Here is a 23647-nt window from a genome sequence, read left to right as displayed (position 1 = left end):
CCGATGGTGTTTTTAAGAAAGTTTCGCCCACGGGGACGACCCCGGCGGCCATCGAAAACTGCGGGACGGCCCGCATCCCAGTTCAGGCAGCACCCATGCCTGAGGGGGCAATGCCATGTTCGAAAAAATCCTCATCGCCAACCGTGGCGCTATTGCCTGCCGCGTCCTGCGGACCTTGCGCGAGCTGAATGTCCAAGGCATCGCGGTGTACTCCCAAGCGGACGAAGCCAGCCTGCACATCCTCCAGGCCGACGAAGCCCACTGCCTGGGCGAAGGCGCGGCGGCGGGCACCTACCTGGCGGTGGATAAGCTCCTGGCAATCGCCAAAAGCAGCGGCGCGAAGGCGATTCATCCCGGCTACGGTTTCCTCTCGGAAAACGCCGCTTTCGCCGAAGCCTGCGAGGCCGCCAGTATCGCCTTCATCGGCCCGACGCCGGAACAACTGCGGGTGTTCGGCCTCAAGCACACCGCCCGAGACCTGGCCAAGCGGCACGGCGTGCCGCTGCTCGAAGGCACCGAACTGCTCGACAGCCTCGACGCCGCGCTGCTGGCCGGAACGCAGGTCGGTTACCCGGTAATGCTGAAAAGTACGGCTGGCGGCGGTGGGATTGGCATGCGTGTGTGCCGTAGCGCCGCCGAATTGAGCGATTCCTTCGAAGCGGTCAAGCGCCTGGGACAGAACAACTTCAGCGACGCCGGCGTGTTCATCGAAAAATACATCGAACGGGCACGGCACCTGGAGGTGCAGGTCTTCGGCGACGGCCAAGGCCAAGTGATCGCCCTCGGCGTGCGCGACTGTTCGGTGCAGCGGCGCAACCAGAAGGTCATTGAAGAAACGCCCGCGCCCAACCTGCCCGAGGGCATGGCCGACGCCCTCTGCGCAGCGGCGATCAAACTGGCCCGGGCAGTGAACTACCGCAGCGCGGGCACCGTGGAGTTCGTCTACGACAGCGACGCCGGGCGCTTCTACTTCCTGGAAGTAAACACGCGCCTGCAGGTGGAGCACGGCGTTACCGAGCAGGTATGGGGCGTGGACCTGGTGCGCTGGATGGTGCAACTGGCCGCCGGCGAACTGCCGCCCTTGAGCGAGCTGAGCCTGGGCCTGAAAGCTGAGGGCCACGCGATCCAGGCGCGCCTGTATGCCGAGGATCCGGGCCGGGATTTCCAGCCGAGCCCGGGCCTGCTGACCGCCGTGAAATTCCCCCACGCCGACGGGCAACAACTGCGCATCGACACGTGGGTCGAGGCAGGTTGCCAGATCCCGCCCTATTTCGACCCGATGATCGCCAAGGTGATTCGCTGGGCGCCGACCCGTGAACAGGCGCGCTTGGGATTGCATCAAGCGCTGGACGAAAGCCTGCTCTACGGCGTGGAAACCAACCGCATCTACCTGCAACAGATTCTTCTCGACGCGCCCTTCGCCGGCGGCCAGCCCTGGACGCGCTGCCTGGAAACCCTGGCCTATCGCGCCAACACCTTCGAAGTGCTCAGCCCTGGCACCCAGACCAGCGTGCAGGATTACCCGGGCCGCCTCGGTTATTGGGCCGTGGGCGTACCGCCGTCGGGTCCGATGGACAGCCGCTCGCAGCGCTTGGGCAATCGCCTGCTGGGCAATGACGAAGGCGCGGCGGCCCTGGAAATCACCATGAGCGGGCCGGTGCTGCGCTTCAATTGCAACGCCCGGGTGGCGGTGACCGGTGCGCAAATTGCCCTGACCCTGGACGGCGAAGCGGTGCCGATGAACGCCCCGCTGTCGATCAATCCCGGATCCACTCTGGCCCTGGGCACCATCACCGGCGCCGGGGCGCGCAGCTATGTGTGCCTGCAAGGTGGCTTGCAGGTACCGGATTACCTCGGCAGCAAAAGCACCTTCACCCTCGGCCAGTTTGGCGGCCATGGTGGACGGGCGCTGTGTACCGGCGATGTGCTGCACCTGGCTGCGCTGGATGAGCACGCCGTGTTGCCGACAGTGGACGAGCCGCCTCTGCTGTTGCCAGCCGTGCGGCAAATCCGGGTGATCTACGGCCCCCATGGCGCGCCGGAATATTTCACCGAGCGCTACATCCAGACGTTTTTCGATACCTCCTGGGAAGTGCATTTCAACTCCAGCCGAACCGGCGTGCGACTGATCGGGCCCAAGCCGCAATGGGTGCGCGCCGACGGCGGCGAAGCAGGCCTGCACCCGTCCAATATCCATGACAATCCCTACGCCATTGGCGCCGTGGACTTCACCGGCGACATGCCTGTCATCCTCGGCCCCGACGGCCCTAGCCTGGGTGGCTTCGTCTGCCCGGTGACGGTGATCGAGGCGGACCTCTGGCAGTTGGGGCAGCTCAAGGCGGGGGACAAGGTCAGGTTTGTGCCGGTGGACTTGGAGACCGCGCGCGCACTGGCAATGGATTTCCCCTGTGGCGAGGGAGCTTGCTCCCGCTCGAGTGCGCAGCGCTCGCCGGACAACACGCTTACCGGTGAAAAGTCGGGGCCGCTGCGCGACCCAGCGGGAGCAAGCTCCCTCGCCACAGGTTTTGGGGATACACAAACATTGGTGTCGCCTGTGGTGTTGGATATCGGGCTGGACGACACGCGCCTGGTGGCAAGATTATCTGGTGACACCCACCTACTGCTGGAAATCGGCGCACCCGAACTGGACCTGGTGCTGCGCTTTCGCGCCCACGCCTTGATGCAGGCGCTGGAACAAAAACACCTGCACGGCGTGATCGACCTGACGCCTGGCATCCGTTCGCTGCAAGTGCATTACCAACCCGAACAACTGCCTCTGGCCGAACTGCTGGCAATCGTCGCCGGCGAGTGGGGCGCGGTGTGCGCCGCGCGAGATCTTCAAGTGCCGTCGCGCATCGTTCATCTGCCACTGTCCTGGGACGATCCGGCCTGCCAATTGGCCATCGAAAAATACATGACCACCGTGCGCAAGGACGCCCCTTGGTGCCCAAGCAACCTGGAGTTCATCCGCCGCATCAATGACCTGCCGAACCTCGACGAGGTCCAGCGCACGGTGTTTGACGCCAGCTACCTGGTGATGGGGCTGGGAGACGTCTACCTCGGCGCGCCGGTCGCCACCCCGCTGGACCCGCGCCATCGCCTGGTGACCACCAAATACAACCCGGCCCGGACCTGGACCGCGGAAAACTCGGTGGGCATCGGCGGCGCCTACATGTGCGTGTACGGCATGGAGGGTCCCGGCGGCTATCAGTTCGTCGGGCGCACGTTGCAGATGTGGAATCGTTATCGGGACGTGGCCGCGTTCGATGGCAAGCCCTGGTTGCTGCGGTTCTTCGACCAGATCCGCTTCTACCCGGTCAGCGCCGATGAGCTGTTGCGCATCCGCCGGGATTTCCCGCTGGGCCGCTTCGACCTCAAGATCGAGCACAGCCAACTCAACCTCGCGCACTACCAGCATTTCCTGGCCCGGGAAGCGGACAGCATCGGCGCATTCCGCCAGCAGCAACAACGTGCCTTCAACGCCGAGCGCGAGCGCTGGATTGCCAGCGGCCAGGCTCATTTCGACAGTGAGGAACCGACACTCGCGCCGAGCGAAGATGCGTTGCTGGACGCGGGCCAACTGAGCGTCGACAGCCACATCGCCGGCAATCTCTGGCAAGTCCAAGTGCAGGTGGGTACGCGAGTTGCCGCCGGTGACGTACTGGTCATTCTGGAGTCCATGAAGATGGAGATCCCGGTGCTTGCGCCCATGGCCGGCGTGGTACGTGAAGTACGCGTCCAACCCGGTTCGGCGGTGCGCGCAGGGCAGCGTGTCGTGGTGCTGGAACGTGACTGAACTCAAACAAAGGATTAACGCGATGAACCTTTCTCTGCGCCTGGACAACCTTCGCGACGCCTATCGCAAAGGGGAAACGACACCCCGCCAGTTGCTGCTGGCCCTGCGGGAAAAAGCCGCTGCGCTCAACCCGGACTACCACCTGTTCATTCACCTGCTGTCGCCCGAGGAGCTGGAGCCTTATCTGGCGGCCCTGGAAAGTCGCGACCTGGACAGCTTGCCGTTGTATGGCGTGCCGTTCGCCATCAAGGACAACATTGACCTGGCCGGCATTCCCACCACGGCCGCCTGCCCGGCGTTTGCCTACGTACCGCAACGTTCGGCCACAGTGGTCGAGCAGTTGCTGGCGTTGGGCGCTGTTCCCCTGGGCAAGACCAACCTCGATCAGTTCGCCACCGGGCTCAACGGCACCCGCACCCCCTACGGTGCCTGCCGCAACAGCGTGCTGGCGGATTATCCGGCGGGTGGCTCGAGTGCCGGCTCGCCGCTGGCGGTGGCCCTGGGTGTGGCAAGCTTTGCCTTGGGCACCGACACCGCGGGCTCCGGCCGGGTGCCCGCGGCGCTGAACAATCTGGTCGGGCTGAAAGCCACCAAAGGTTTGGTTTCCACCGCCGGCGTGGTGCCGGCCTGCCGTACGCTGGACTGCGTGACGACCTTCACCGCGACGGCGCGGGAAGCCAGCCAGCTGTTGGCATTGACCGCGCATTTCGACCCGCGCGACGAATACAGCCGCCGCAACCCGCAATGGAACGACGGCTCGGCGTTCGGCGCGCCGCGGCGCTTTCGTTTCGGTGTGCCTCGCTGGCAAGACCTGGAATTTTTTGGCTGCGACGAAGGCCCACGGTTGTTCCGCGACGCCATTGAGCGACTCGAACGTCTGGGCGGCGAAGTCGTCGAGCTGGACCTGTCGCCCTTCCTCGAAGCGGCGCGCTTGCTGTATGAGGGACCTTGGGTCGCCGAGCGCTACAGCGTTGCCGGGGACCTGATCGAGCGCGACTCCAGCGCGGTGCTGCCGGTCATCCGCGCCGTGCTGGCGAAAGCGCCTACCGTAACGGGTGTAGAAACTTTCCGCGCCCAGTACCGTTTGCAAGCGCTCAAGGCCCAGTGCGACCGAACCATGGAAGCCCTCGACTGCGTGCTCACCCCCACCATCGGGCGCCCGGTGAGCCTCGCCGAACTCGCTGCCGAACCGCTGCAGCGCAACGCTGAACTGGGTTATTACACCAACTTCATGAACCTGCTGGACTACGCCGCCGTCGCCGTGCCCAGCGCCTTCATGGCCAGCGGTTTGCCGTGGGGCGTGACGTTGTTCGGCCGGGCCTTCACCGATCAATACCTGCTGGGCGTGGCCGACGCCTTGCAGCGTCAGCAACTGGATGACTTGCCAACCCCCGCCAATCCCGCGCGCCATGATCGGGCTCGGCTGGTGGTGTGCGGCGCGCACCTGGAGGGTTTGGCGTTGAATTGGCAACTCAAGCAGCGTGGGGCCCGGCTGGTCGAGGTCAGCCAAAGCTCGCCGGATTATCGGCTCTATGCCCTCGCCGGCGGCCCGCCAATGCGCCCCGGCATGCTTCGGGTTGGCGAGGGAGGCATGGCGATCGAGGTGGAAATCTGGGAACTGCCAACCAGTGAACTGGGCTCGTTCCTGACCGGTATCCCCGCACCGCTTGGGTTGGGCAAGGTGCAATTGGCCGACGGGCGCTGGGAAAGCGGTTTCATCTGCGAGCCGTATGGCCTGGACGGCGCACAGGACATCAGCCATTTGGGCGGATGGCGGGCTTATTTGCGAACCCTGGAATCGCGATGAACCGGTGGCGAGGGAGTCCGCTCCCTCGCCACCGGTTCACAAATCGCAAATCCAGGGGCTCCTTTTCTCACAAGGCCACTAAACTGATTCCATCGGGTCACTCCTGAGGAATCGCCATGTCGCTTCGTTCGCCGCTGTATTCCCAGCGCTCACCGGTGCTGATGCTCGCCGTTTTGCTGGGTGCCGCCTTCCTGCTGACTTCGCTGTTGGCTTATTACGCCGCCAACACGTCACTCAAGGACAACATCCTCAAGGCGTTGTACGTCAACCTCCTGATCGGCCTACTGGTCACGGTGACGGTGTTCGTCATGCTTTATCGGCTGATCGCCAGTTTCCAACGCCGGATCGACGCCCAAGCGATTCTGGATGGGCTGACGGAACTGCCCAATCGCCGGGGCTTCGACCTGCTGGCGGTGCAAGCACTGCACGAAGCCCAGCGAGAACCCAAGCCCTTGAGCGCGTTGTTGCTGGAGGTGGATGCTTTCAAACAACTGGATGCCACCCACGGCCATGTCGTCAGCGACCAATTGCTGAGCGGTTTCGCCCACGACCTGACCGACACATTGCGGCACTCGGACATCGTGTGTCGGTGGGGCACAGACGCCTTCGTCATGCTACTCAAGGACACCGATGGACAGAACGGTCTGAAAATCGCTGAGAAAATTCGCCAGCGCATCGAGTTGCAGCGCTACTTTTGCAGCGGGAAACAATTGCAGGTCACCGTCAGCATCGGCCTGACCACCTTGCAGGACAAAGACACCTTGCATAGCCTGCTGTCCCGAGCCGATCATGCGCTGCAACGCGCCCGACAAACCGGCAACAACCGAACCTGCGTGGAAATGCCTCACTCCAGCTATGAATGAACCTGACCATTGCCCGGCCTGCGGCGGCGCCAACGACTGCACCCTCGCCGATCCGAGGACCGCCGACCGCGCCTGCTGGTGCTATGGCGTCAGCATCGACCCGGCTGTGCTCCTGGCATTGCCGGCCGAGCTACGGAACAAATCCTGCCTGTGCCCACGGTGCGCTCAGGTCGACGACCAGTTGCGCGCCAATCCGCGACCGATCGCGTAATATTGCGCCCCCGCTTCCTGGCCTGAACGTCCCATGCGCGTTGACCGTTTCCTCAGTAATCTGCCGCGTTTCAATCGGCAGCAGGTCCGCCTGCTCCTGGTGGGGCGTCGGGTGCGTATCGATGGCCAGACCGTCACCGACCCACACGCGCCGGTGCGCGAGTTCAGCCACGTCGAAGTCGATGGTGACGTATTGCAAGCAGGCCGACCCGCGCGGTACTTCATGCTGCACAAGCCGCCTGGCTGCGTCAGTGCCACCCGCGATCCACAGCACCGCACCGTGCTCGATCTACTGGACGAGCCGGACAAGGACGACTTGCACATCGCCGGCCGCCTGGATTTCAACACCACCGGGCTGATGCTGATCACCAACGATGGCAGTTGGTCGCGGCGCCTGACCCAACCGCAAACCAAACTGCCGAAGGTCTACTACGTCGAGACCGAGCAGCCCCTCACCGCCGAGTACGCCCCCACCTTTGCCAAAGGCCTGTATTTCGGATTCGAAGACCTGACCACGCAACCGGCGCAACTGACGCTGCTAGGGCCGAAGTCCGCGCGATTGAGCATCGTTGAAGGTCGCTACCACCAGGTCAAGCGCATGTTCGGTCACTTCAATAACAAGGTGCTGCGCCTGCACCGCGAGAGCATGGGCCCCCTGGTGCTGGACTCGGATCTCGAGCCCGGTCGCTACCGTGCCCTTGGCCCCGAGGAGATCTGCCTGGTCTGAGCCAACGACCGCTGGGCAGAAGTGCCGGACAATTTTCAAAGAGCACTTGCGCAACGCTCGACCCCCTGCTTGAATCAAACCGTCGGCCGAAATGTGACCGACGAGTCACCTCATACCTCTAAGAAACTTTTTGCCGGCTGGAGCCCCCAGGTTCCGCCCCATCCCTCCGGCAAACTGCCCGCCATAACAATACCCGTCGACCGAATGTCATGGATCGACATGGGCCTTATCTTCCAGGCGTATGCCTACCTGTCACATTGCCCGTGCAATCTCATTGCGCGCATACCCGCTTGCCAGGAGTCTTATGACATGAGGCCAGAAATCGCTGTGCTGGATATACAGGGTCAGTATCGGGTTTACACGGAGTTCTATCGCGCAGACGCCGCGCAAAAGACCATCATCCTGGTCAACGGCTCGATGGCCACCACCGCGTCGTTTGCCCAGACCGCCAAGAACCTCTACCCGCAATTCAACGTCGTGCTGTACGACCAGCCCTACGCGGGCAAGTCCAAGGCCCATAACCGTCACGAGAAAATGCTCACGAAGGAAATCGAAGGGCAGATCCTCCTGGAGTTGATCGACCACTTCGCCGCCGAACACGTGCTGTCCTTTTCGTGGGGCGGCGCGGCCGCGCTGACGGCACTGGCCCACCGCCCGCGGCGCATCGAAAAAGCCGTCATCAGCTCGTTCTCACCGGTGCTCAACATGCCGATGCGCGACTACCTGGAACGCGGTGTCGACTACCTCAGCAGCCTGGACGGCGACCTTGTTGGACATTTGGTCAACAGCACCATCGGCAAGCACCTGCCGCCCCTGTTCAAGCGCTTCAACTATCGCCACGTCAGCAACCTGGCCGAGCATGAATACGGACAGATGCACTTTCACATCAACGACGTGCTTCACAGCGACCAGCAGTGCTACGTCAACGCAGCCAGGAAGGTCAACGTTCCGGTGCTGTTCCTGAACGGCGAATGGGACGAGTACACCTCGGCAACCGACGCCAGGCTCTTCGCCGACCACGTCCAGCACAGCAGCTTCACCACGTTGCAAGCGACCGGCCACTTCCTGGACATGGAACACAAAGCCGCCTGCCGCGACAGCCGCGACGCGTTGCTGGGCTTCCTCAAGCCGACCCGCCACGAAAGCCGACCGCGCTACAGCTATGTGCAGGACTACCATGCACTGGCTATCTGAAAAAAGTCATCGCGAGCGAGCCTCCCACAACGAGGCTTGCCCGCGACGACCGCTCTGCTTTAAGGCTTGCGCAGACGGATGACCTGACCGGCCGGAAAGAAAAACTTCAAATCCAAGGCGACATCTGGTACAAAGTCAGCCGCTCTGAGCGGGTGTCGTATAATGGCATTACTCCAGCTTCCCAAGCTGATAACGAGGGTTCGATTCCCTTCACCCGCTCCAATCGAATTCTGGTCTCGCGTCGTGGTGGTTTTTGACGGGAGATTGAAAAAACCGGCTCTTGGTGGCCGGTTTTTTTGGCCTGGGGTTTGTGGGGTTTCTTTCCTGACGCTTACGCCGAGTCATTTATTATTTTCCATAACGGCGGTAAGGCGGCGGATGATCAGCGCTTGGTTCGTCGACATAAAACAGCAAGTTGCTTACGACAGACAACCGCCTCAATCCCCACCCAAATGCCCCAACGGCAGCGGCCCCGGCGCCTTCACCGTGTTGATCGCGAAATTGCTGCGAATATCACTGACCCCCGGCAACTTCAGCAGCTTGCCCGTGACAAAACGGTCATAGGCTCGCAGGTCAGGCACCACCACTTGCAGCAAGAAGTCGGACTCACCGGACACCAGGAACGCCGAGATCACTTCGGGCAGCGCGGTCACCGCCTGACGGAAAGCCTCGGCTCGCTCGTCGGTGTGCCGTTCGACCTTGATGCCAACGAAAATCGTCATCCCAAGTCCCACTTCATCGCGATCCAGGATGGCTTGATAACCGCGAATCACCCCCGCCTCTTCAAGCATCCGCACGCGACGCAGACAGGGTGAGGGAGACAAGCCGATTTCTTCGGCCAGTTGCACGTTGCTCAGCCTACCGTCCCGTTGCAGTGCCGTCAGGATTTTGCGGTCGAACGTATCCAATTTCATAATTTGGCATTATCCGTTTCAATCATTCGATTAAGTGGCAGGTTATGCCAATTTCAAGAGCTTTAGAAGCTGACTACGCAACCACCTGCCCTGCCCTTCGACCCTAGACTGGCGTCTCCAATCTACAGAATGCGGAGGGCTTGCAATGACAGGGCTCTGGTTGTTTTTCATGGCATTGACGGTGGCGTATCTACTGCCTGGGCCGGACATGATCCTGGTGCTGCAAACCGGCGCTCGACAGGGCAAAGGCGTGGCATTGGCAACGGCGCTGGGATTGGGCGTCGCCCGGGCATGTCATGTCGCGCTGGCAGCGATGGGCCTTTCGGTATTGTTCAAGACGGCGCCGTGGACGTTTGATGCGGTGCGCCTGGCCGGGGCTGCTTATCTGGCCTGGATCGGGTTTCAATGTTTGCGGACGACGTTGTTGCCCCGCTTCGAAGGAGCCGCCGCTGAAATCGAGAAGCGGCAATGGCATCAGGCGATCCGGCGCGGTCTGTTGACGAATTTGCTCAACCCCAAGGCGTTGCTGTTCTGCTCGGTTTTGCTCCCGCAATTCATCGATCCACAGGACGGGCCGGTGTTGGGGCAATTCGCGATATTGGGTGTAGTACTGGTCGGCGTTGGCCTGCTGTTCGACAGCGCTTATGCATTGATCGGTGTAGCGCTTGGGCGATGGCTCCAACGCTCGCCTTCGGCCCAGCGCGTGCAGCGATGGGTGTTTGGTGGTTTGCTGATCGGTTTTGCGGTCCGGCTGACGTTTGTGCAGCAGTCGTGAGTCCTATGGATTTGTAGCGGATACGCTGAAAAACCAGGGCTGCTCCGCAGCCCAGCGGCAGCAAGCTCCCTCGCCACGTCAATATCAACGACCCCGTCTCACATCCCGAAATAAAGCCAACCCGCCCTTTCCCACCCTAGCGTGACGCTGCTCCTAGACTTCAAGCAAAGAGCTCGCCAGCCCCAACCGTCCTCAATGGTGGTTATGGTGTTGATCATTTTTCTTCAGTAGGTATAGTACTTACCGATGACACCACAGGGAGGTGTTGTGAACAGCCGATTTTTGATAAGCCAAATTGTTGCGGATGGTTGGTATCTGGTGCGTATCCGAGGCAGTCACCATCACTTCAAACACCCAACCAAACCGGGGCTGGTTACGGTTCCTCATCCCAAGAAGGACCTGCTCAAGAAGACGGCTATCAGTATCTTGCAACAGGCCCTTCTCCAGACGCCTGGTTGCCGCGCTTTTCCAGAGGACGATTGAATGCTTTACCCAATTGCGATTTCCATGGGCGATGACAAGCACGCCTGGGGTGTGGAAGTGCCGGATATTCCCGGTTGTTTTTCCGCAGGTGACGACCTGGACGAGGCCATGGCGATGGCGCGGGAGGCCATCGAGGGTCATTTCGAGATTCTGGCCGAAGACGGTTCGCCCATTCCATCGGCCAACACCGTTACCCTGCACGCAGCCAACCCACAATACGCCGGTTGCACCTGGGCGCTGGTGGACATCGATGTGACCAAGTACCTGGGCAAGGCGCAGAAACTCAACATCACGTTACCCGGCTACCTGCTCAACCGGATTGATGAATATGTATTGCACCATCCCGAAGAGAAGAGCCGCTCCGGCTTCCTCGCGTCGGCAGCGCTGAAGGTGCTGCAGCAAGGGCGATGAGCAATCACTGACGAAACACGAACCGGTGTGAGCGAGCTTGCTCGCGATGGCGTAGGGTCAGCGATATCAGGTTGTCTGACACAGAGCCATCACGAGCAAGCTCGCTCCCACCGTTTCACCGATTCTACTTGCTCTCCGACTTGGACTCCTGCATCTGCACCGAAGACTTGCTGCCGTCGGTGTTGTCCTTGGTCTCGTTACCCGAGTTGTCGAAGCAGCCTTGCAAAGCGAACAGGCAGCAGGCGAGGCAAAGGGTGCGGGCGATATTCATGATGTACTCCAATGCTGAGGGCTTTCATGAGTGACCCGTGGCAGCGGCAATGGTTGCGACTGTCATCGTGCTGCACGATGAACGTAAGGGACCTTGCGATTGAAATGTAAGTAGAATTTTCACCGCCTCGTTGCTGTCTCACCAGACAGGTGCATCCCAAAAGGAAACACAGCAATGACGTTCGCCAAAATCGCTCAAAAACTATCCCTCTGGGCCGGGAGCCCCAAGACCTTCCTAGGGGCCATCGTGCTGTTGGTGCTCTGGGCTGCCAGCGGACCTTTGTTCGGTTTCAACGATACCTGGCAACTGATCATCAACACCTCGACCACGATCATCACCTTCCTGATGGTGTTCCTCATCCAGAATACGCAGAACCGCGATACGGATATCCTGCACCTGAAAGTGGATGAATTGCTTCGGGCGTCCAAGGATGCGCAGAACGCGATGCTTGGTCTCGAGTCGCTTGATCTCAAACAACTTGAAGCGTTGAGGAAGCGGTATCAGGACATGGGCAAGGTCGACGCCAAGAGCCTTGATGGCGTCGAACAGGAAAAAAAGGTAGACCTGAACCAATGCTGATACTGATGCGCGAGGGGCCCATGCCACTCGCGCATCCCTTGGGCATCAGGGCAACGGGTTGCCTCCCGTCACGCCAAATACTTCCCCGGTGATATAGCTCGACTCCTGGGAAGCGAGCAGTACATAAAGCGGCGCGCATTCAGCGGGTTGGCCCGGACGTTTCATCGGAACCTGGGAGCCGAACGTAGGAATCTTCTCCCTAGGTTGTCCGCCGCTGGGTTGCAGCACGGTCCAGATTGGACCCGGCGCGACTGCATTGACACGAATGCCCTTGCTGATGACTTGCCCGGCCAGCGCCTTGGTAAACGCCACGATTGCCGCTTTGGTGGTGGCGTAGTCCAGCAGCGTCGCGGACGGATCGTAGGATTGGATAGAGGCGGTATTGATGATGGTTGCCCCAGCTGGCATCAGCGGAACAGCAGCCTTGCAGATCCAGAACATCGCATAGATGTTGGTCTTCATGGTGTCATCGAATTGCGCGGTGGTGATGTCGGCAATGTCTTTTTGCGCCTCCTGCTTACCGGCGACATTCACCAGGATATCCAGGCCATCGAGTTGCTGCTGCGCCATCTTCACCATCTGGACACAGAACGCCTCATCCTTAAGGTCGCCTGGTATGGCGATGGCCTTGCGGCCCTCAGCCTTGATCAGTTCGATGACTTGTTGTGCATCGCGCTCTTCGCTGGGCAGATAATTGATCGCGACATCGGCCCCTTCCCGGGCGTAGGCGATGGCAGCGGCGCGACCAATCCCCGAATCGCCGCCCGTGATCAAGGCCTTGCGCCCCTCCAGGCGACCAAAGCCTTGATAGCTTTTTTCACCATGATCCGGTTGCGGTTCCATATCCTGATCAATGCCAGGGGGTGACTGCGGCTGGTCGGGAAATTCCGGACGCGGGTATTGGGTCAGCGGATTCTGCATCGCGTATTGGTTGGGTTCTCGGCGTGTAAACATCGAGGTTCTCCTTTTCAGCGGGCAAAACAAGCCGGGACGTTGGCGCCCCGGCCCTGGAATTGACACAGGTGCAGCGAAGATCAACGGCTGGCTTGCAGGGCCCTGGCCATTTCAAGGTGCGTCTGCAATTTAGGCAGGGTTTCGTCGGCGAATGCCTTGATCTCCGGCACGTCAGTGGTCTGGGCCTGCTGCTGGATCTGCGCGATGGCGTCCTCAGTGGCCTTGACCTGGCTGGCGGCATACGCCGCTTCAAACGACTCGCCCTCGGCGACTTGCGGCTGCAGGGTCTTCGCTTTGTCCGCCACTACTTCCCGCGGCGCGACAGGCAAGTCGAGTTTCTTGGCGATCTTCGCCAGATGTTGGTTGGCGGTGGTGCGGTCGTTGATCACCATGATGGTGTAATCCTTGACCTCCCGTGACTCCGCCTTCGAATGTGCCTCACGGCTGGCTTCGATGTCGGCCATGCCTTTGGCGGATGCATCGTTGATGAATTCGACAGGTGACTGGGCCCACGCACTGTTGGCACCCAGGCCCATCAGTACAACAACACTGGTGGTGCGTAAAAAGGTGGCCATCCGGCTCATGGTCGCGCCCTCCTCTGAAAGATATTGCGACGGGATTTTGCGCCGCAGAAATCAGAACCACCGTTGAACATTCAGCGAGACGTCCCGCCCGGCTTGCGGCCAATCTCGGCTTTCAGCGGACTTTTATCGACACTCGCGATGGTGGTTCTCCCACTTTTGCGACCCGCTTCGGACACCTTCGTTCGATCGTGGGCAATGTTTCCCGGATAAATATTGCTTGATCCGCCCATAGTTCAACCCTCCGTAAACAAAGAATGATGGGCACGCTTGCCCCGTATTCATTTGAAGTGACCTGGGATTCAAGGTTTGGAAAAAACGCTCACGCCACGACGAACGGTGGCGCGAATTCAAATGCCGAAAGCCCTATGATTGTGGCGCTTGGCTGCGTACATCGCCTCATCAGCATGGCGGAACAGCGTTACGTCTTCGGTCCCGTGGTCAGGAAAACAGGCCAGACCGATGCTCGGCTCGATGCTGAGACAGTGGCCGTCCAGCCGCAGAGGTTGGGCCAATGCGAGACGAATTTTCTCCTGTACCCTGCCGGCATCTTCCACGCTGTGGACGCTATGGAGCAACACGACGAACTCATCGCCACCGATGCGCGCGACGGTGTCGGCGTCACGTATGCACCCCTTCAATCGGCTGGCGACCGCTTGCAGCAGCATATCGCCGACGCCATGGCCGTAGGTGTCGTTGACTTGCTTGAAACGATCCAGGTCGATGTACAACAACGCCATCCGTCCGGAGACAACACGGGCCGTGGCCAACGCGGCCTTGAACCGATCCCGCAGCAACTCACGGTTGGGTACCTGGGTCAGTTGGTCGTACTGCGCCATGTGCTGAAGCCGGGCGTGCAGTTGCTGGCGCTCGATGGCGAGGGTGATCTGGGCGCAGACATATTGCAGCAATTCCTTGTCCTGCTCCGTATAGCGACCACTGTCCGGAGCACTCTTGACGATCAATGCGCCGATCGTACTGCCTTGCGAATTCAGCGGTACACCCAGCCAGCAAGGCGCATCAGGCTTCGCCACGAGGTCGCAGAATTCCACGGGCGACGAGCTGCAACCGGGCGTGAGCAGGATCGGCTGGCCGCTGCGTACCACTTCGGCGCACAAGCGCCCGATAGCCGTGCCAGGCAGCTCGGGCTGTCGTTCTCGATCGTCGACGTGATAGGCAAAGTTGAGCTGTGCGCACTGCTCGTCATACAACGCCACCGAGAAATTCAGCGCCGGCAACCACTCGCCAATGATGAGGTGGATACGCTTGAATAATGCCAGCAAGTCGGCGGCGGCATGGGCCGCCTCGGAAATTGCATACAACGCGGCCTGCCTGGATTCCGCCTGCTTGCGCTCGGTGATGTCGCGAGCCACGGCGATCCGAAGCTGGTCAGCCTCCGACCAGCGCGCCGACCACAAGATGTGCACCACGCCACCGTCCTTGCGCAGATAGCGGTTTTCGAAATTGAGCTTGGGCTCGCCTCCCATGATCTCCCGCGCCGCCTCGAGGGTCCGTTGGCGATCGGCGGGATGAACCAGCTCGATCATCGACCGACCGATCAGTTCCTGGGGGGTATAGCCGAAAATACGCTCGCAGGCGGCGCTGACGAATACGAAGCGTCCCTGGGCATCGACGGCGCAGACGGCATCGAGCAGCAGGTCGAGGTAACTGGCCAACGGCGTGGAGTTTCGGGTGTCCATGACTCGCAAGCCATCCGGGTAATCAAGCAATGGGCGAACCGGGTCGCCCCCGTTCATGACGCCGACGGAGCATGCAAAGCCGACGCGCCCCCCACGGTACCGATGAGGATAGCGCAGGGTATCGACACGCGGGGTGCCCAGACGCCTGAGGATAGCAAACGCCCCGGGCTCAGAGGCCAGGAAGCAGCTCCGACATGGCAAATGGATTTCCCGGCCAAGGTCCTAGGCAGGGTCCTACGCAGAAGTCTCCGGTAACACTCAAACACGCCGGAATCAGCCGATTCAAAGCCCCGCCCATCGGTCTGTAAAGTCTGGACACACAAGCCCCACGGACAGCAACGCTAACCAAGGAATGTATTCACGCCATGAACCAGATTGCGCAGCCCACTCAGCACTTCAGTAACTATCGCAAAATCATTTCCCTGGCGGACCGGGACTGGCAGAACGCCGAAAACGGAAAGATCGCTGGACTGAACGTCGAGGTCCAGTCTCCCAACGTGCTCATCGACCAATATGGTCGCACCTTGCATCACTTTTGCACCACGTCGTACCTGGGCCTGGATTACCACCCCGCCTTGCTGGATGGCGCCATGACTACGCTGTGGGAAACAGGAACACTGCGTGTCGCCAACTCCAGAAACCGCAGCCGGCTGGCAATCCTGGACCAATACGAAACCCAGCTGTCGGAGTTGTTCGGCGCCAGCTGCCTCAGTGCGCTGTCCTGCAGTGCGGCGAGTGCGGGAATCCTGCCGCTGCTGGCCAGCGGCGCGCTGACGAAAAACCGCCCGCCGGTGATGGTGTTCGACAAGCACGCCCACTACTCAATGAACCATATCAAGGCCGCGTGTGCGGATGAAACCCAGGTCCTCACCTGCCCACACAACGACATGGATTTTCTTGAGGACGTCTGCAAACGCCAGGGCAACGTGGCCTACGTGACGGACGGCGCCTACAGCATGGGCGGCATGGCGGACCTGGACAGTTTGTTGTACCTCAGACAGCGCTATGGTCTGTTCCTTTATTTGGACGATTCCCATGCCGTGTCTACCGTGGGGCACTGCGGCATCGGTCGGGTACGCTCACGGATCCACGCCTTGGATGAGCGAACCCTGATCGTCGCCTCGCTGGCCAAGTCCTTCGGGGCCAGTGGCGGGCTGGCCATGTTCGGCAGCGAGCGGCACAAGACGCTGGTGCAGCGTTACGGCGGCCCCGCCAACTGGTCGCAGAGCCTCAATTCGGCGGCTATCGGCGCCGGCATGGCCTCGATCCGCTTGCATCGCAGTCGAGAATTCCACGCCTTGCAAGAACGTTTGCAGGCTAATATCCGTTTTTTCGACAGCCTCATCCGCACCGAACAGTATGCAAGCCCCATGGCAATCCGCCTGGTGCACTGCGGTGAGGCAGCCCTGGCTACCCGCCTGGCGGTGGAGTTGGCCGACCTGGGGTATTTCACTTCAGCGGTCTTTTTCCCCGTGGTGCCGCAAGACAAGGCCGCGATCCGCATCACCCTGCGCGCCGACATGGAGCCGGACGTGATTCGTTCGTTCTGCGAACAGCTGACCAGTCTTTTGGTGGCCCACGGCCGTGATATCCGTCCTTGAAACGAGCCCTTGATGAAAAACCGTACAACACTGATCGTCACCTGCACCACGGTCTTCCTGGCACAGCTGGGCATGAGCATCTATCTGCCAGCCCTGCCGGATATCGCCCAGGCCCTGAGCGCCGATGCATCCCGAGTGTCGTGGGGGTTGTCGGTGTACCTGGCCGGCATGGCCTTGCCGATGCTGATGTGGGGCAGCCTGAGCCAGCGTCTTGGACGCAAACCGGTGCTGTTGGCGGCATTGACGCTGTACGGCCTCGCAAACCTGGCGCTGCCGTTGGGTACGACGATAGAAACGTTCCTGGCGTTCAGGTTGGTCCAGGGCGTCGGCGCCAGCGGTATTTCGGTGATGGCGAGGGTGCTGATCCGTGACAGCTTCAGCGGCGACCTGCTGGCCAAGGCCTTGTCCTGGATATCGATCGCCTTCGTGGTTGCCCTCGGCATCGGCCAGTACCTCGGCTCACTGATCCAGGCTGCGTTTGGATGGGAGGCGATTTTTCTCGGATTGGGCGCGGCCAGCCTGGTCATGGCCGCCGCGGTGTCCACGGCGGCGTTCCCGGTACTTGCCGAAAACAGCAATGGACAGTCGGCTTGGCGGATCTACGTACGGATACTCCAGCATCGTGGTTTTCTGTTGCCTGCGTTGGCGGGCGGGTTGGGTTATGGCGTGATCATCGCCTTCAACACCGCCGCGCCGCTGATCCTGCAACAGGGCTTTCACTGGTCTGCCATCGAGTATGGGCTGTTGGGCTGGCCGATCAGCGGCGCGTACTTGCTGGGCGCGCTCGCGGTCAATGCCTTTGTGCTGCGCACGGGCCAGCGCCGGCTGATGGGTTGGGGCATTGCCCTGGTCCTGGGTGGCAGCGCGACCATGCTGGCAGGAAGCGTTTCATTGAGCAGCGTCGCGCTTTTGTTCTGGTTGCCATACTGCTTCGCGGTGTTCGGCCAGTCGTTGAATTATCCGATCAGCCTGTCGCTGGCAAACGAAGGCTCGCCGATCGCCGGCGCTTACGCCATGGCGTTGAGCGGTTTCCTGCACCAGCTGATGGCGTCTATGATCGGCGCGATTGCCAGCCTCTTGCTAAGCCAACAGGCGTGGCCACTCGCGGTTTTATGCATGTTATTGGCGACGGCGGCGACGCTGTGCGCCAGGTTCACGCCAAATGGACCGGGTCGGTAAAAACACAGGAAATCGACTGTTCAAAACGCATCTCGATCTGGCTCAAGACTGGGTCGTGATAAAGTCACGCCCTGCCTTAGCCACGTTTTGAGATGATTTTCGCGATGACCGATTTCCAGGAATACGACGCCCGGCTCGAAGATTGGGAGACCTTGCGCGCCGACACCGCCTTTAGCGGCTTGTTGGTGGGCAATGGCGCCAGCCGCGCCGTGTGGGATGATTTCGGCTATGACTCGTTGTTCGAGAACGCCCGCACCGTCGAGGAAAAACCCTTGAGCGCGTCGGAACTGAGCGTCTTCGACGCGCTGCAGACACGCAGTTTCGAACAAGTGCTGGGGGCGCTGAAAACCACCAGTCGGGTCAACAAGGCCTTGGCCGTCAGCTCCGCGGCGCCGCGCAATCGTTATTACGCGATCAAGGAAGCGCTGATCAACACCGTACATGCGGTGCATATTCCTTGGCGGTTGGTACAACCGTCGACCCTGGAGAACCTCAATCAGGAACTGGGCCGCTACCTTACGGTGTTTACCACCAACTACGATCTGCTGAGCTATTGGGCGATCCAACAAGCGCCCGAAACCCTCACCGATCTGTTCCTGGGGGCCGACCACAGCTTTGACCTGAGCCAGGCCCACCTCGACAAACCCCGTCTCTTGTACCTGCACGGTGGCCTGCACCTGGTGCGCAACCAGGACGGCACGGCACGCAAGCTCACCTCCACCGAAGGCACGCTGCTGGGCAGCTTCGCCATCAACAACACCATCAAGACCCTCGACGATGTGCCGTTGTTGGTCAGCGAAGGGCCGAGCCAGGACAAACTCAAAACGATTCGCAGCAGCGACTATCTGTCGTTCTGCTACGACCAACTGCTGCACCACCACGACAATCTGTGCCTGTTCGGCCACGCCCTGGGCGAGCAGGACAGCCACATTGTCGATGCCTTGCGCCAAGCCGCGCCGAAGACCGTCGCCATCTCGATCTACCCACGCAGCCAGGCGTTCATCCAGCACCAGAAACGGCATTACGCCAAGCTGTTCCAGGGTTTGGACACAGAGCTGCGTTTCTTCGATGCCAAGAGCCATCCACTGGGCGATCCGAAGCTGTCGGTGCCGGTGGAGGTCTAGACCGCTCCGATTGGCCCGGCGCCCTATAGGGTAATCGCCGTACCGAGCAACGTCAGGAACCCCGCCAGCCAGCTCGGGTGCGCCGGCCAGGCCGGTGCCGTGGCGAGGTTGCCCTGGACATGGCCTTCGGTCACCGGGATGTCGATGAACGTCCCGCCGGCCAAGCGCACTTCCGGGGCACAGGCCGGATAGGCGCTGCACTCGCGCCCCTCCAGGATGCCCGCCGCCGCCAGCAATTGCGCCCCGTGGCACACCGCCGCGATCGGCTTGCCCGCCAAGTCAAAATCGCGCACCAGTTGCAAGACTTTTTCATTCAGCCGCAAGTATTCCGGAGCGCGACCGCCTGGCACCAGCAACGCATCGTAGTCGGCCGCCTCGACGCTGGCGAAGTCATGGTTGAGGGCGAACAGATGTCCCGGTTTTTCGCTGTAGGTCTGGTCGCCCTCGAAGTCATGAATCGCCGTGCGGACAGTCTGCCCGGTCGTTTTATCCGGGCACACGGCATGGACGGTGTGGCCGATCATCTGCAGGACCTGAAACGGCACCATGACTTCGTAATCTTCGACGTAATCGCCGACCAGCATGAGGATTTTCTTGGCGGCCATGGAATGGGCTCCTTTGGAATGCGTGAGAGTGGACGCATTAAAGGTAGACCGCTGTAACGACAGCCCGCCATTAACTGACAGACTGCACCACTTGATGGGTGGGAGCGAGCAGGCTCGCGAATCAGGCAGCGCGGTTTGTCAGATATTCCGCGTTATCGTTCTTCGCGAGCAGGCTCGCTTCCACAGGGTTCAGGTCGGTTTGTCAGGCCAGGTAGCCATCCGCCCGCAGCAGCGTTTCGAGGCAGTGCTCGGTAATGTGGTAGAACGCCTTGAGTTCGTCGATCCTGGCCAGCAGTTCGGTGGGCTCCACCGGTTCGGGACGTTTGACCGCCAGGATCATCTTGTTCTTGTTGGTGTGGTCCAGGGAAATGAACTCGAACACCTTGGTCTCATAGCCGCAGGCTTCGAGGTACAACGCCCGCAAACTGTCGGTGACCATTTCCGCCTGCTGGCCCAGGTGCAGGCCATATTGCAACATCGGCTTGAGCAGCGCCGGGCTCTGGATTTGCAGGCGGATCTGCTTGTGGCAGCACGGTGAGCACATGATGATCGAGGCGCCCGAGCGGATGCCCATGTGGATGGCGTAATCGGTGGCGATGTCGCAGGCGTGCAAGGCGATCATCACATCCACCGCGCTCGGCGCCACGGTGCGCACGTCACCGTGCTGGAAACTCAGGCCCGGATGCTCCAGTCGTGCCGCGGCTTCATTGCACAGCTTGACCATGTCTTCGCGCAGCTCGACACCCGTCACCACGCCTTCGGCCTGCAAGGTGTTGCGCAAGTAATCATGGATGGCGAAGGTCAGGTAGCCCTTGCCCGAGCCGAAATCCGAGACTCGCACCGGCTTGTCCAAGGCCAATGGCGAAGATGTCAGCGCGTGGCTGAACACTTCGATGAACTTGTTGATCTGCTTCCACTTGCGCGACATGGCCGGGATCAATTCGTGCTTATGGTTGGTCACCCCCAGGTCGGCCAAAAAGGGCCGATTCAGGTCGAGGAAGCGGTTTTTCTCGCGGTTGTGCCCGGCGGACGGTACTTCCCGCAGTTGCTGCGGCTTGCTCTTGAACAGCGAGCTCTTGCCTTTCTTGCTGTATTCCAACTGCGCCTCGTCGGTAATCGCCAACAAGTGAGCATTCTTGAACGAAGTCGGCAACAGCGTGGCGATGGCATCCACGCCTTCGGCCAGCGAAAAATTCTTGGTGATGTCGCGGGTCTTGTAGCGATAGACAAAGGACAGGCACGGCTGGTCCTTGACGGTCAGTTGCTTGATGATCAGCCGCTGCAGATCGCTTTCGTCACCGACGTACTTGGCCAGCACCAGCTTGATGAACGCGTTTTGTTCGAGACTGGTTTGCAAAAGCTCGATGAACTGAGCGTGGTGATCCGGCCCGGGACGGGTGGGAGTTGCGGTGACGGACATGGAAAAGCGGCCTCGGGGCGGGCGGATCGGGAATGACGGGTATTTTAGGGGGGATCGGATGCGGGGGCACGGGGAATTTCCCCAACGGTGCGAAATGCGCAGCGCAATCTAGGTGGCAGCGCGCTTTTGTGGCGAGGGAGCTTGCGCCCGCTCGGCTGCGAAGCAGTCGTCGATGTGCGAGCCCGTTGCCTGACCCTGGAATCGATGGGGACCGCTTCGCGGTCCAGCGGGAGCAAGCTCCCTCGCCACAAAGGCGCCTTCGCCAGGGTGGCCGGCAGCCAATCAGCCCAACACCACCAACCGATTCGGCAGCTCATTACGCGCATGGGTCACCGGCACGTGTTCCTTGAGCAATTCGCCGCAAGCCTCGATGCACGCCACAAAACCTTGCAACGTCTGGCCCTGGCGAACCTGCTGGGTGAACGTACCGACAATGGCATCCCAATGGCTGTTGTCGAGTCGCTTGGAAATACCCTCGTCCACCAGAATTTCCACATACCGCTCGGCCTCGCAGACGAAAATGAGCATGCCGGTGCTGCCTACGGTGTGATGCAGGTTCTGTTCGAGGAATTGCCGGCGCGCCAGGTTGGAAGCCCGCCAATGGCGTACCGAGCGAGGAATGAGGTGCGTGGTGACGGCAGGAATGCGAAACATCAGGCACAGCACGATGAAACCACCCCATTGCACCCACAACAGGCTATGCACGCTCAGCCATCCCGTCACGTAATGCAGGATGCCCGGCACCACCAGCGCCAGCAGGCTGGCCCAGAGCAAGGGGATATAGGCGTAGTCATCGGCGCGGGCGGCGAGCACCGTGACCAGTTCGGCGTCGGTGTCGCGCTCGACCCGAGCGATCGCCTCGGCCACTTTGCGCTGTTCGTGTTCAGTCAGTAATGCCATGTTTGAAAATGCCCGCTCATTGTTATTGTCACCAGCCGCCGGACGAACCGCCGCCGCCGAAACTGCCGCCACCACCGCTGAAGCCACCGCCACCACCGCCGCCGAAGCCGCCTCCTCCGCCTCTATAACTTGCGCCGGAGCCCCCTCCGCTGGGCAGGATACCGAGCACTTGGCAAACGAAAATCGTCAGGATGAAAAGCATCGCGAGGAAGATGAACAAGCCTGGGTGGCGCTCGACGAAATCGCCCTCGTCCGCACTGCCCGCGCTGTATGCCGCAGCCGGTTCATCGAGGGGGTTGCCACCCAACACCACGAGCATCGCCGCCACACCGTCACTGATGCCCTTGTTGAAGTTGCCCGTCTTGAACGCCGGGGTGATCACCTGGTTGATGATCACCGAACTCTGGGCGTCGGTCAGGCGATCTTCCAGCCCGTAACCCACTTCGATGCGCAGTTTACGGTCATCGCGGGCGACGATCAGCAGCGCGCCGTTGTTTTTATCCTTTTGCCCGATGCCCCAATGGCGCCCCAATTGATAACCGAAGTCTTCGATGCTGGCGCCTTGAAGGTTCGCCAGCGTAACGACAACCACCTGCTCGCCGGTGGCCTGTTCATGGGCCTTGAGTTGCGCATCGAGTTGCGTGCGCACCGATGGGTCGAGCAACTGGGCGGTGTCCACCACCCGCCCGGTCAGCGCCGGGAAGCTCAATTCTGCCTGGGCCGTGGCTGCAAAAGCCCAGAGCAACAGCACGACCAGCTTCAAGCTTCGAGCAGCAAGCCTCAAGCCGAAAGCCGTACGCGTTACCTGAGCTTGCAGCTTGGCGCTCAGAACTTGAGGCTGCTCCATCAGAACTTCACTTCAGGCGCTTTTTCGGCATTCGGGCTGGTGGCCTCGAAGGTCTCGCGAACTGGCAGATCGCTGTACATCACGCTGTGCCACAGGCGACCCGGGAAGGTACGGATCTCTGTGTTGTATTTCTGCACGGCCAGGATGAAATCACGACGGGCCACGGCGATGCGGTTCTCGGTGCCTTCGAGTTGCGATTGCAAGGCCAGGAAGTTCTGGTTGGCCTTCAGGTCCGGGTAGCGCTCGGATACCACCATCAGGCGGTTCAATGCGCCGCTCAACTGGTCCTGGGCCTGCTGGAACTGTTTGAGTTTTTCCGGGTTGTCCAGGGTGCTGGCATCGACCTGAATGGACGTGGCCTTGGCCCGGGCTTCGATCACCGCCGTCAAGGTTTCCTGCTCATGCTGGGCATAACCCTTGACGGTCTCCACCAGGTTGGGAATCAGGTCGGCGCGGCGCTGGTATTGGTTCTGCACCTGGCCCCAGGCCGCCTTTGCCTGCTCGTCCAGGGTCGGGATGTTGTTGATGCCGCAACCGGCCAGCAGCGTGGTGAACAGCATCAGGGCCAGCATTTGCAGCGCGCTGCGGTGGTTCAGTCGTCGAATCATCGGGTGAAGCTCTCCCTTGCATTGCATTAAGAAAACACCGCCACCTATCTTACCGGCGTCTGGGGCATAATCGCCGCCGCACTGGATCGAATCGGGTC

At 60.9% G+C, this 23647-nt stretch carries 22 protein-coding genes, 1 tRNA gene and 1 pseudogene; 14 read left to right on the top strand and 10 right to left on the bottom strand.

What is annotated here, in order from left to right; genetic code table 11:
- The first annotated feature begins 115 nt into the window (after positions 1 to 115).
- The 7 genes and pseudogenes from uca to M1D68_RS06710 all read left to right on the top strand — a co-directional run bounded on the left by uca (position 116) and on the right by M1D68_RS06710 (position 8819).
- Complete coding sequence (gene uca / locus M1D68_RS06740; protein ID WP_457969747.1) at positions 116 to 3796, top strand: urea carboxylase; 3681 nt, start codon at positions 116 to 118, stop codon at positions 3794 to 3796.
- Positions 3797 to 3818: 22 nt separating this feature from the next.
- A complete protein-coding gene (atzF, locus tag M1D68_RS06735; protein ID WP_457969745.1) occupies positions 3819 to 5603 on the top strand; it encodes an allophanate hydrolase in 1785 nt (594 codons plus the stop codon).
- Positions 5604 to 5848: 245 nt separating this feature from the next.
- Positions 5849 to 6466 (top strand): annotated as a pseudogene (locus M1D68_RS06730) (GGDEF domain-containing protein); the annotation flags it as partial.
- Positions 6459 to 6677, top strand: coding sequence for a cysteine-rich CWC family protein (locus M1D68_RS06725; RefSeq protein WP_420766729.1), 219 nt, complete (start codon positions 6459 to 6461; stop codon positions 6675 to 6677). The pseudogene M1D68_RS06730 and the gene M1D68_RS06725, both read left to right, overlap by 8 nt.
- A gap of 33 nt (positions 6678 to 6710) precedes the next feature.
- Positions 6711 to 7403 (top strand): pseudouridine synthase, encoded by a 693-nt coding sequence (locus M1D68_RS06720; protein WP_457969743.1) that lies wholly within the window; start codon positions 6711 to 6713, stop codon positions 7401 to 7403.
- Between the two features lie 309 nt (positions 7404 to 7712).
- Positions 7713 to 8597: an alpha/beta fold hydrolase gene (locus tag M1D68_RS06715; protein ID WP_457969741.1), complete on the top strand. Its 885-nt coding sequence runs from the start codon at positions 7713 to 7715 to the stop codon at positions 8595 to 8597.
- A gap of 148 nt (positions 8598 to 8745) precedes the next feature.
- Positions 8746 to 8819, top strand: a tRNA-Gly gene (locus M1D68_RS06710).
- A gap of 215 nt (positions 8820 to 9034) precedes the next feature.
- On the opposite strand, the gene M1D68_RS06705 is transcribed toward M1D68_RS06710, so the two are convergent.
- A complete protein-coding gene (locus M1D68_RS06705; RefSeq protein ID WP_434650188.1) occupies positions 9035 to 9511 on the bottom strand; it encodes an Lrp/AsnC family transcriptional regulator in 477 nt (158 codons plus the stop codon).
- Positions 9512 to 9656: 145 nt separating this feature from the next.
- Here M1D68_RS06705 and M1D68_RS06700 point away from each other — a divergent pair, with 145 nt between their 5' ends.
- The 3 genes from M1D68_RS06700 to M1D68_RS06690 all read left to right on the top strand — a co-directional run bounded on the left by M1D68_RS06700 (position 9657) and on the right by M1D68_RS06690 (position 11180).
- A complete protein-coding gene (locus M1D68_RS06700) occupies positions 9657 to 10286 on the top strand; it encodes a LysE family translocator (RefSeq protein WP_420766733.1) in 630 nt (209 codons plus the stop codon).
- A gap of 267 nt (positions 10287 to 10553) precedes the next feature.
- Positions 10554 to 10769 (top strand): type II toxin-antitoxin system HicA family toxin, encoded by a 216-nt coding sequence (locus tag M1D68_RS06695; RefSeq protein ID WP_420766734.1) that lies wholly within the window; start codon positions 10554 to 10556, stop codon positions 10767 to 10769.
- Positions 10770 to 11180, top strand: coding sequence for a type II toxin-antitoxin system HicB family antitoxin (locus tag M1D68_RS06690; RefSeq protein WP_198797116.1), 411 nt, complete (start codon positions 10770 to 10772; stop codon positions 11178 to 11180).
- A gap of 124 nt (positions 11181 to 11304) precedes the next feature.
- Here the strand turns inward: M1D68_RS06690 and M1D68_RS06685 are convergent, their stop codons facing one another.
- Positions 11305 to 11451 carry a hypothetical protein gene (locus tag M1D68_RS06685; protein WP_434562766.1) on the bottom strand — a complete coding sequence of 49 codons (147 nt, stop codon included), beginning with the start codon at positions 11449 to 11451 and terminating at the stop codon, positions 11305 to 11307.
- 174 nt (positions 11452 to 11625) lie between these two features.
- Between M1D68_RS06685 and M1D68_RS06680 the strand changes: the two genes are divergently transcribed.
- Complete coding sequence (locus tag M1D68_RS06680; RefSeq protein WP_420766736.1) at positions 11626 to 12030, top strand: low affinity iron permease family protein; 405 nt, start codon at positions 11626 to 11628, stop codon at positions 12028 to 12030.
- 45 nt (positions 12031 to 12075) lie between these two features.
- On the opposite strand, the gene M1D68_RS06675 is transcribed toward M1D68_RS06680, so the two are convergent.
- From M1D68_RS06675 to M1D68_RS06665, 3 genes are all read right to left on the bottom strand, one after another.
- Complete coding sequence (locus M1D68_RS06675) at positions 12076 to 12984, bottom strand: SDR family oxidoreductase (RefSeq protein ID WP_457969737.1); 909 nt, start codon at positions 12982 to 12984, stop codon at positions 12076 to 12078.
- Positions 12985 to 13064: 80 nt separating this feature from the next.
- Complete coding sequence (locus tag M1D68_RS06670) at positions 13065 to 13568, bottom strand: DUF4142 domain-containing protein (RefSeq protein WP_420766738.1); 504 nt, start codon at positions 13566 to 13568, stop codon at positions 13065 to 13067.
- A gap of 347 nt (positions 13569 to 13915) precedes the next feature.
- The gene (locus M1D68_RS06665) at positions 13916 to 15265 is read right to left on the bottom strand and encodes a sensor domain-containing protein (protein WP_434562762.1); all 1350 of its coding nucleotides are present in this window, start codon (positions 15263 to 15265) and stop codon (positions 13916 to 13918) included.
- A gap of 365 nt (positions 15266 to 15630) precedes the next feature.
- On the opposite strand from M1D68_RS06665, the gene M1D68_RS06660 reads away from it, so the two are divergent.
- From M1D68_RS06660 to M1D68_RS06650, 3 genes are all read left to right on the top strand, one after another.
- Entirely contained in the window at positions 15631 to 16866 is a 1236-nt protein-coding gene (locus tag M1D68_RS06660) for an aminotransferase class I/II-fold pyridoxal phosphate-dependent enzyme (protein ID WP_457969735.1), read from the top strand.
- Between the two features lie 12 nt (positions 16867 to 16878).
- Positions 16879 to 18045, top strand: coding sequence for an MFS transporter (locus tag M1D68_RS06655; protein WP_457969733.1), 1167 nt, complete (start codon positions 16879 to 16881; stop codon positions 18043 to 18045).
- A 104-nt stretch (positions 18046 to 18149) separates the two neighbouring features.
- Complete coding sequence (locus M1D68_RS06650) at positions 18150 to 19169, top strand: DUF4917 family protein (protein WP_457969731.1); 1020 nt, start codon at positions 18150 to 18152, stop codon at positions 19167 to 19169.
- A 23-nt stretch (positions 19170 to 19192) separates the two neighbouring features.
- On the opposite strand, the gene M1D68_RS06645 is transcribed toward M1D68_RS06650, so the two are convergent.
- The 5 genes from M1D68_RS06645 to M1D68_RS06625 all read right to left on the bottom strand — a co-directional run bounded on the left by M1D68_RS06645 (position 19193) and on the right by M1D68_RS06625 (position 23549).
- On the bottom strand, positions 19193 to 19774 hold the full coding sequence (locus M1D68_RS06645; protein ID WP_457969729.1) for a DJ-1/PfpI family protein: 582 nt from the start codon (positions 19772 to 19774) through the stop codon (positions 19193 to 19195).
- Between the two features lie 202 nt (positions 19775 to 19976).
- Positions 19977 to 21194, bottom strand: a complete 1218-nt coding sequence (locus tag M1D68_RS06640) for a class I SAM-dependent methyltransferase (protein WP_457969727.1) — start codon at positions 21192 to 21194, stop codon at positions 19977 to 19979.
- A 282-nt stretch (positions 21195 to 21476) separates the two neighbouring features.
- Positions 21477 to 22094, bottom strand: a complete 618-nt coding sequence (locus M1D68_RS06635) for a TPM domain-containing protein (protein WP_420766745.1) — start codon at positions 22092 to 22094, stop codon at positions 21477 to 21479.
- 28 nt (positions 22095 to 22122) lie between these two features.
- Positions 22123 to 22941, bottom strand: coding sequence for a TPM domain-containing protein (locus M1D68_RS06630; protein WP_457969726.1), 819 nt, complete (start codon positions 22939 to 22941; stop codon positions 22123 to 22125).
- A complete protein-coding gene (locus M1D68_RS06625) occupies positions 22941 to 23549 on the bottom strand; it encodes a LemA family protein (protein WP_457969724.1) in 609 nt (202 codons plus the stop codon). The genes M1D68_RS06630 and M1D68_RS06625 overlap by 1 nt, the downstream gene beginning before the upstream one ends.
- Positions 23550 to 23647: the final 98 nt, after the last annotated feature.

It is taken from the genome of Pseudomonas sp. R4-84, assembly GCF_054130985.1.
The sequence above is the reverse complement of the archived record's forward strand: the minus strand, read 5'-3'. Positions and strand labels throughout refer to the sequence as shown.

Bases quoted from the DNA above. Each gene is read 5' to 3' on its own strand.
- M1D68_RS06705 (WP_434650188.1), bottom strand. From the start codon at position 9,511: ATGAAATTGGATACGTTCGACCGCAAAATCCTGACGGCACTGCAACGG.
- M1D68_RS06635 (WP_420766745.1), bottom strand. From the start codon at position 22,094: ATGGCATTACTGACTGAACACGAACAGCGCAAAGTGGCCGAGGCGATC.
- uca (WP_457969747.1), top strand. From the start codon at position 116: ATGTTCGAAAAAATCCTCATCGCCAACCGTGGCGCTATTGCCTGCCGC.
- M1D68_RS06630 (WP_457969726.1), bottom strand. From the start codon at position 22,941: ATGGAGCAGCCTCAAGTTCTGAGCGCCAAGCTGCAAGCTCAGGTAACG.
- M1D68_RS06665 (WP_434562762.1), bottom strand. From the start codon at position 15,265: ATGGACACCCGAAACTCCACGCCGTTGGCCAGTTACCTCGACCTGCTG.
- M1D68_RS06700 (WP_420766733.1), top strand. From the start codon at position 9,657: ATGACAGGGCTCTGGTTGTTTTTCATGGCATTGACGGTGGCGTATCTA.
- M1D68_RS06650 (WP_457969731.1), top strand. From the start codon at position 18,150: ATGACCGATTTCCAGGAATACGACGCCCGGCTCGAAGATTGGGAGACC.
- M1D68_RS06625 (WP_457969724.1), bottom strand. From the start codon at position 23,549: ATGATTCGACGACTGAACCACCGCAGCGCGCTGCAAATGCTGGCCCTG.
- M1D68_RS06655 (WP_457969733.1), top strand. From the start codon at position 16,879: ATGAAAAACCGTACAACACTGATCGTCACCTGCACCACGGTCTTCCTG.
- M1D68_RS06685 (WP_434562766.1), bottom strand. From the start codon at position 11,451: ATGAATATCGCCCGCACCCTTTGCCTCGCCTGCTGCCTGTTCGCTTTG.
- M1D68_RS06690 (WP_198797116.1), top strand. From the start codon at position 10,770: ATGCTTTACCCAATTGCGATTTCCATGGGCGATGACAAGCACGCCTGG.
- M1D68_RS06645 (WP_457969729.1), bottom strand. From the start codon at position 19,774: ATGGCCGCCAAGAAAATCCTCATGCTGGTCGGCGATTACGTCGAAGAT.
- M1D68_RS06675 (WP_457969737.1), bottom strand. From the start codon at position 12,984: ATGTTTACACGCCGAGAACCCAACCAATACGCGATGCAGAATCCGCTG.
- M1D68_RS06720 (WP_457969743.1), top strand. From the start codon at position 6,711: ATGCGCGTTGACCGTTTCCTCAGTAATCTGCCGCGTTTCAATCGGCAG.
- M1D68_RS06715 (WP_457969741.1), top strand. From the start codon at position 7,713: ATGAGGCCAGAAATCGCTGTGCTGGATATACAGGGTCAGTATCGGGTT.
- M1D68_RS06670 (WP_420766738.1), bottom strand. From the start codon at position 13,568: ATGAGCCGGATGGCCACCTTTTTACGCACCACCAGTGTTGTTGTACTG.
- M1D68_RS06680 (WP_420766736.1), top strand. From the start codon at position 11,626: ATGACGTTCGCCAAAATCGCTCAAAAACTATCCCTCTGGGCCGGGAGC.
- atzF (WP_457969745.1), top strand. From the start codon at position 3,819: ATGAACCTTTCTCTGCGCCTGGACAACCTTCGCGACGCCTATCGCAAA.
- M1D68_RS06660 (WP_457969735.1), top strand. From the start codon at position 15,631: ATGAACCAGATTGCGCAGCCCACTCAGCACTTCAGTAACTATCGCAAA.
- M1D68_RS06640 (WP_457969727.1), bottom strand. From the start codon at position 21,194: ATGTCCGTCACCGCAACTCCCACCCGTCCCGGGCCGGATCACCACGCT.
- M1D68_RS06725 (WP_420766729.1), top strand. From the start codon at position 6,459: ATGAATGAACCTGACCATTGCCCGGCCTGCGGCGGCGCCAACGACTGC.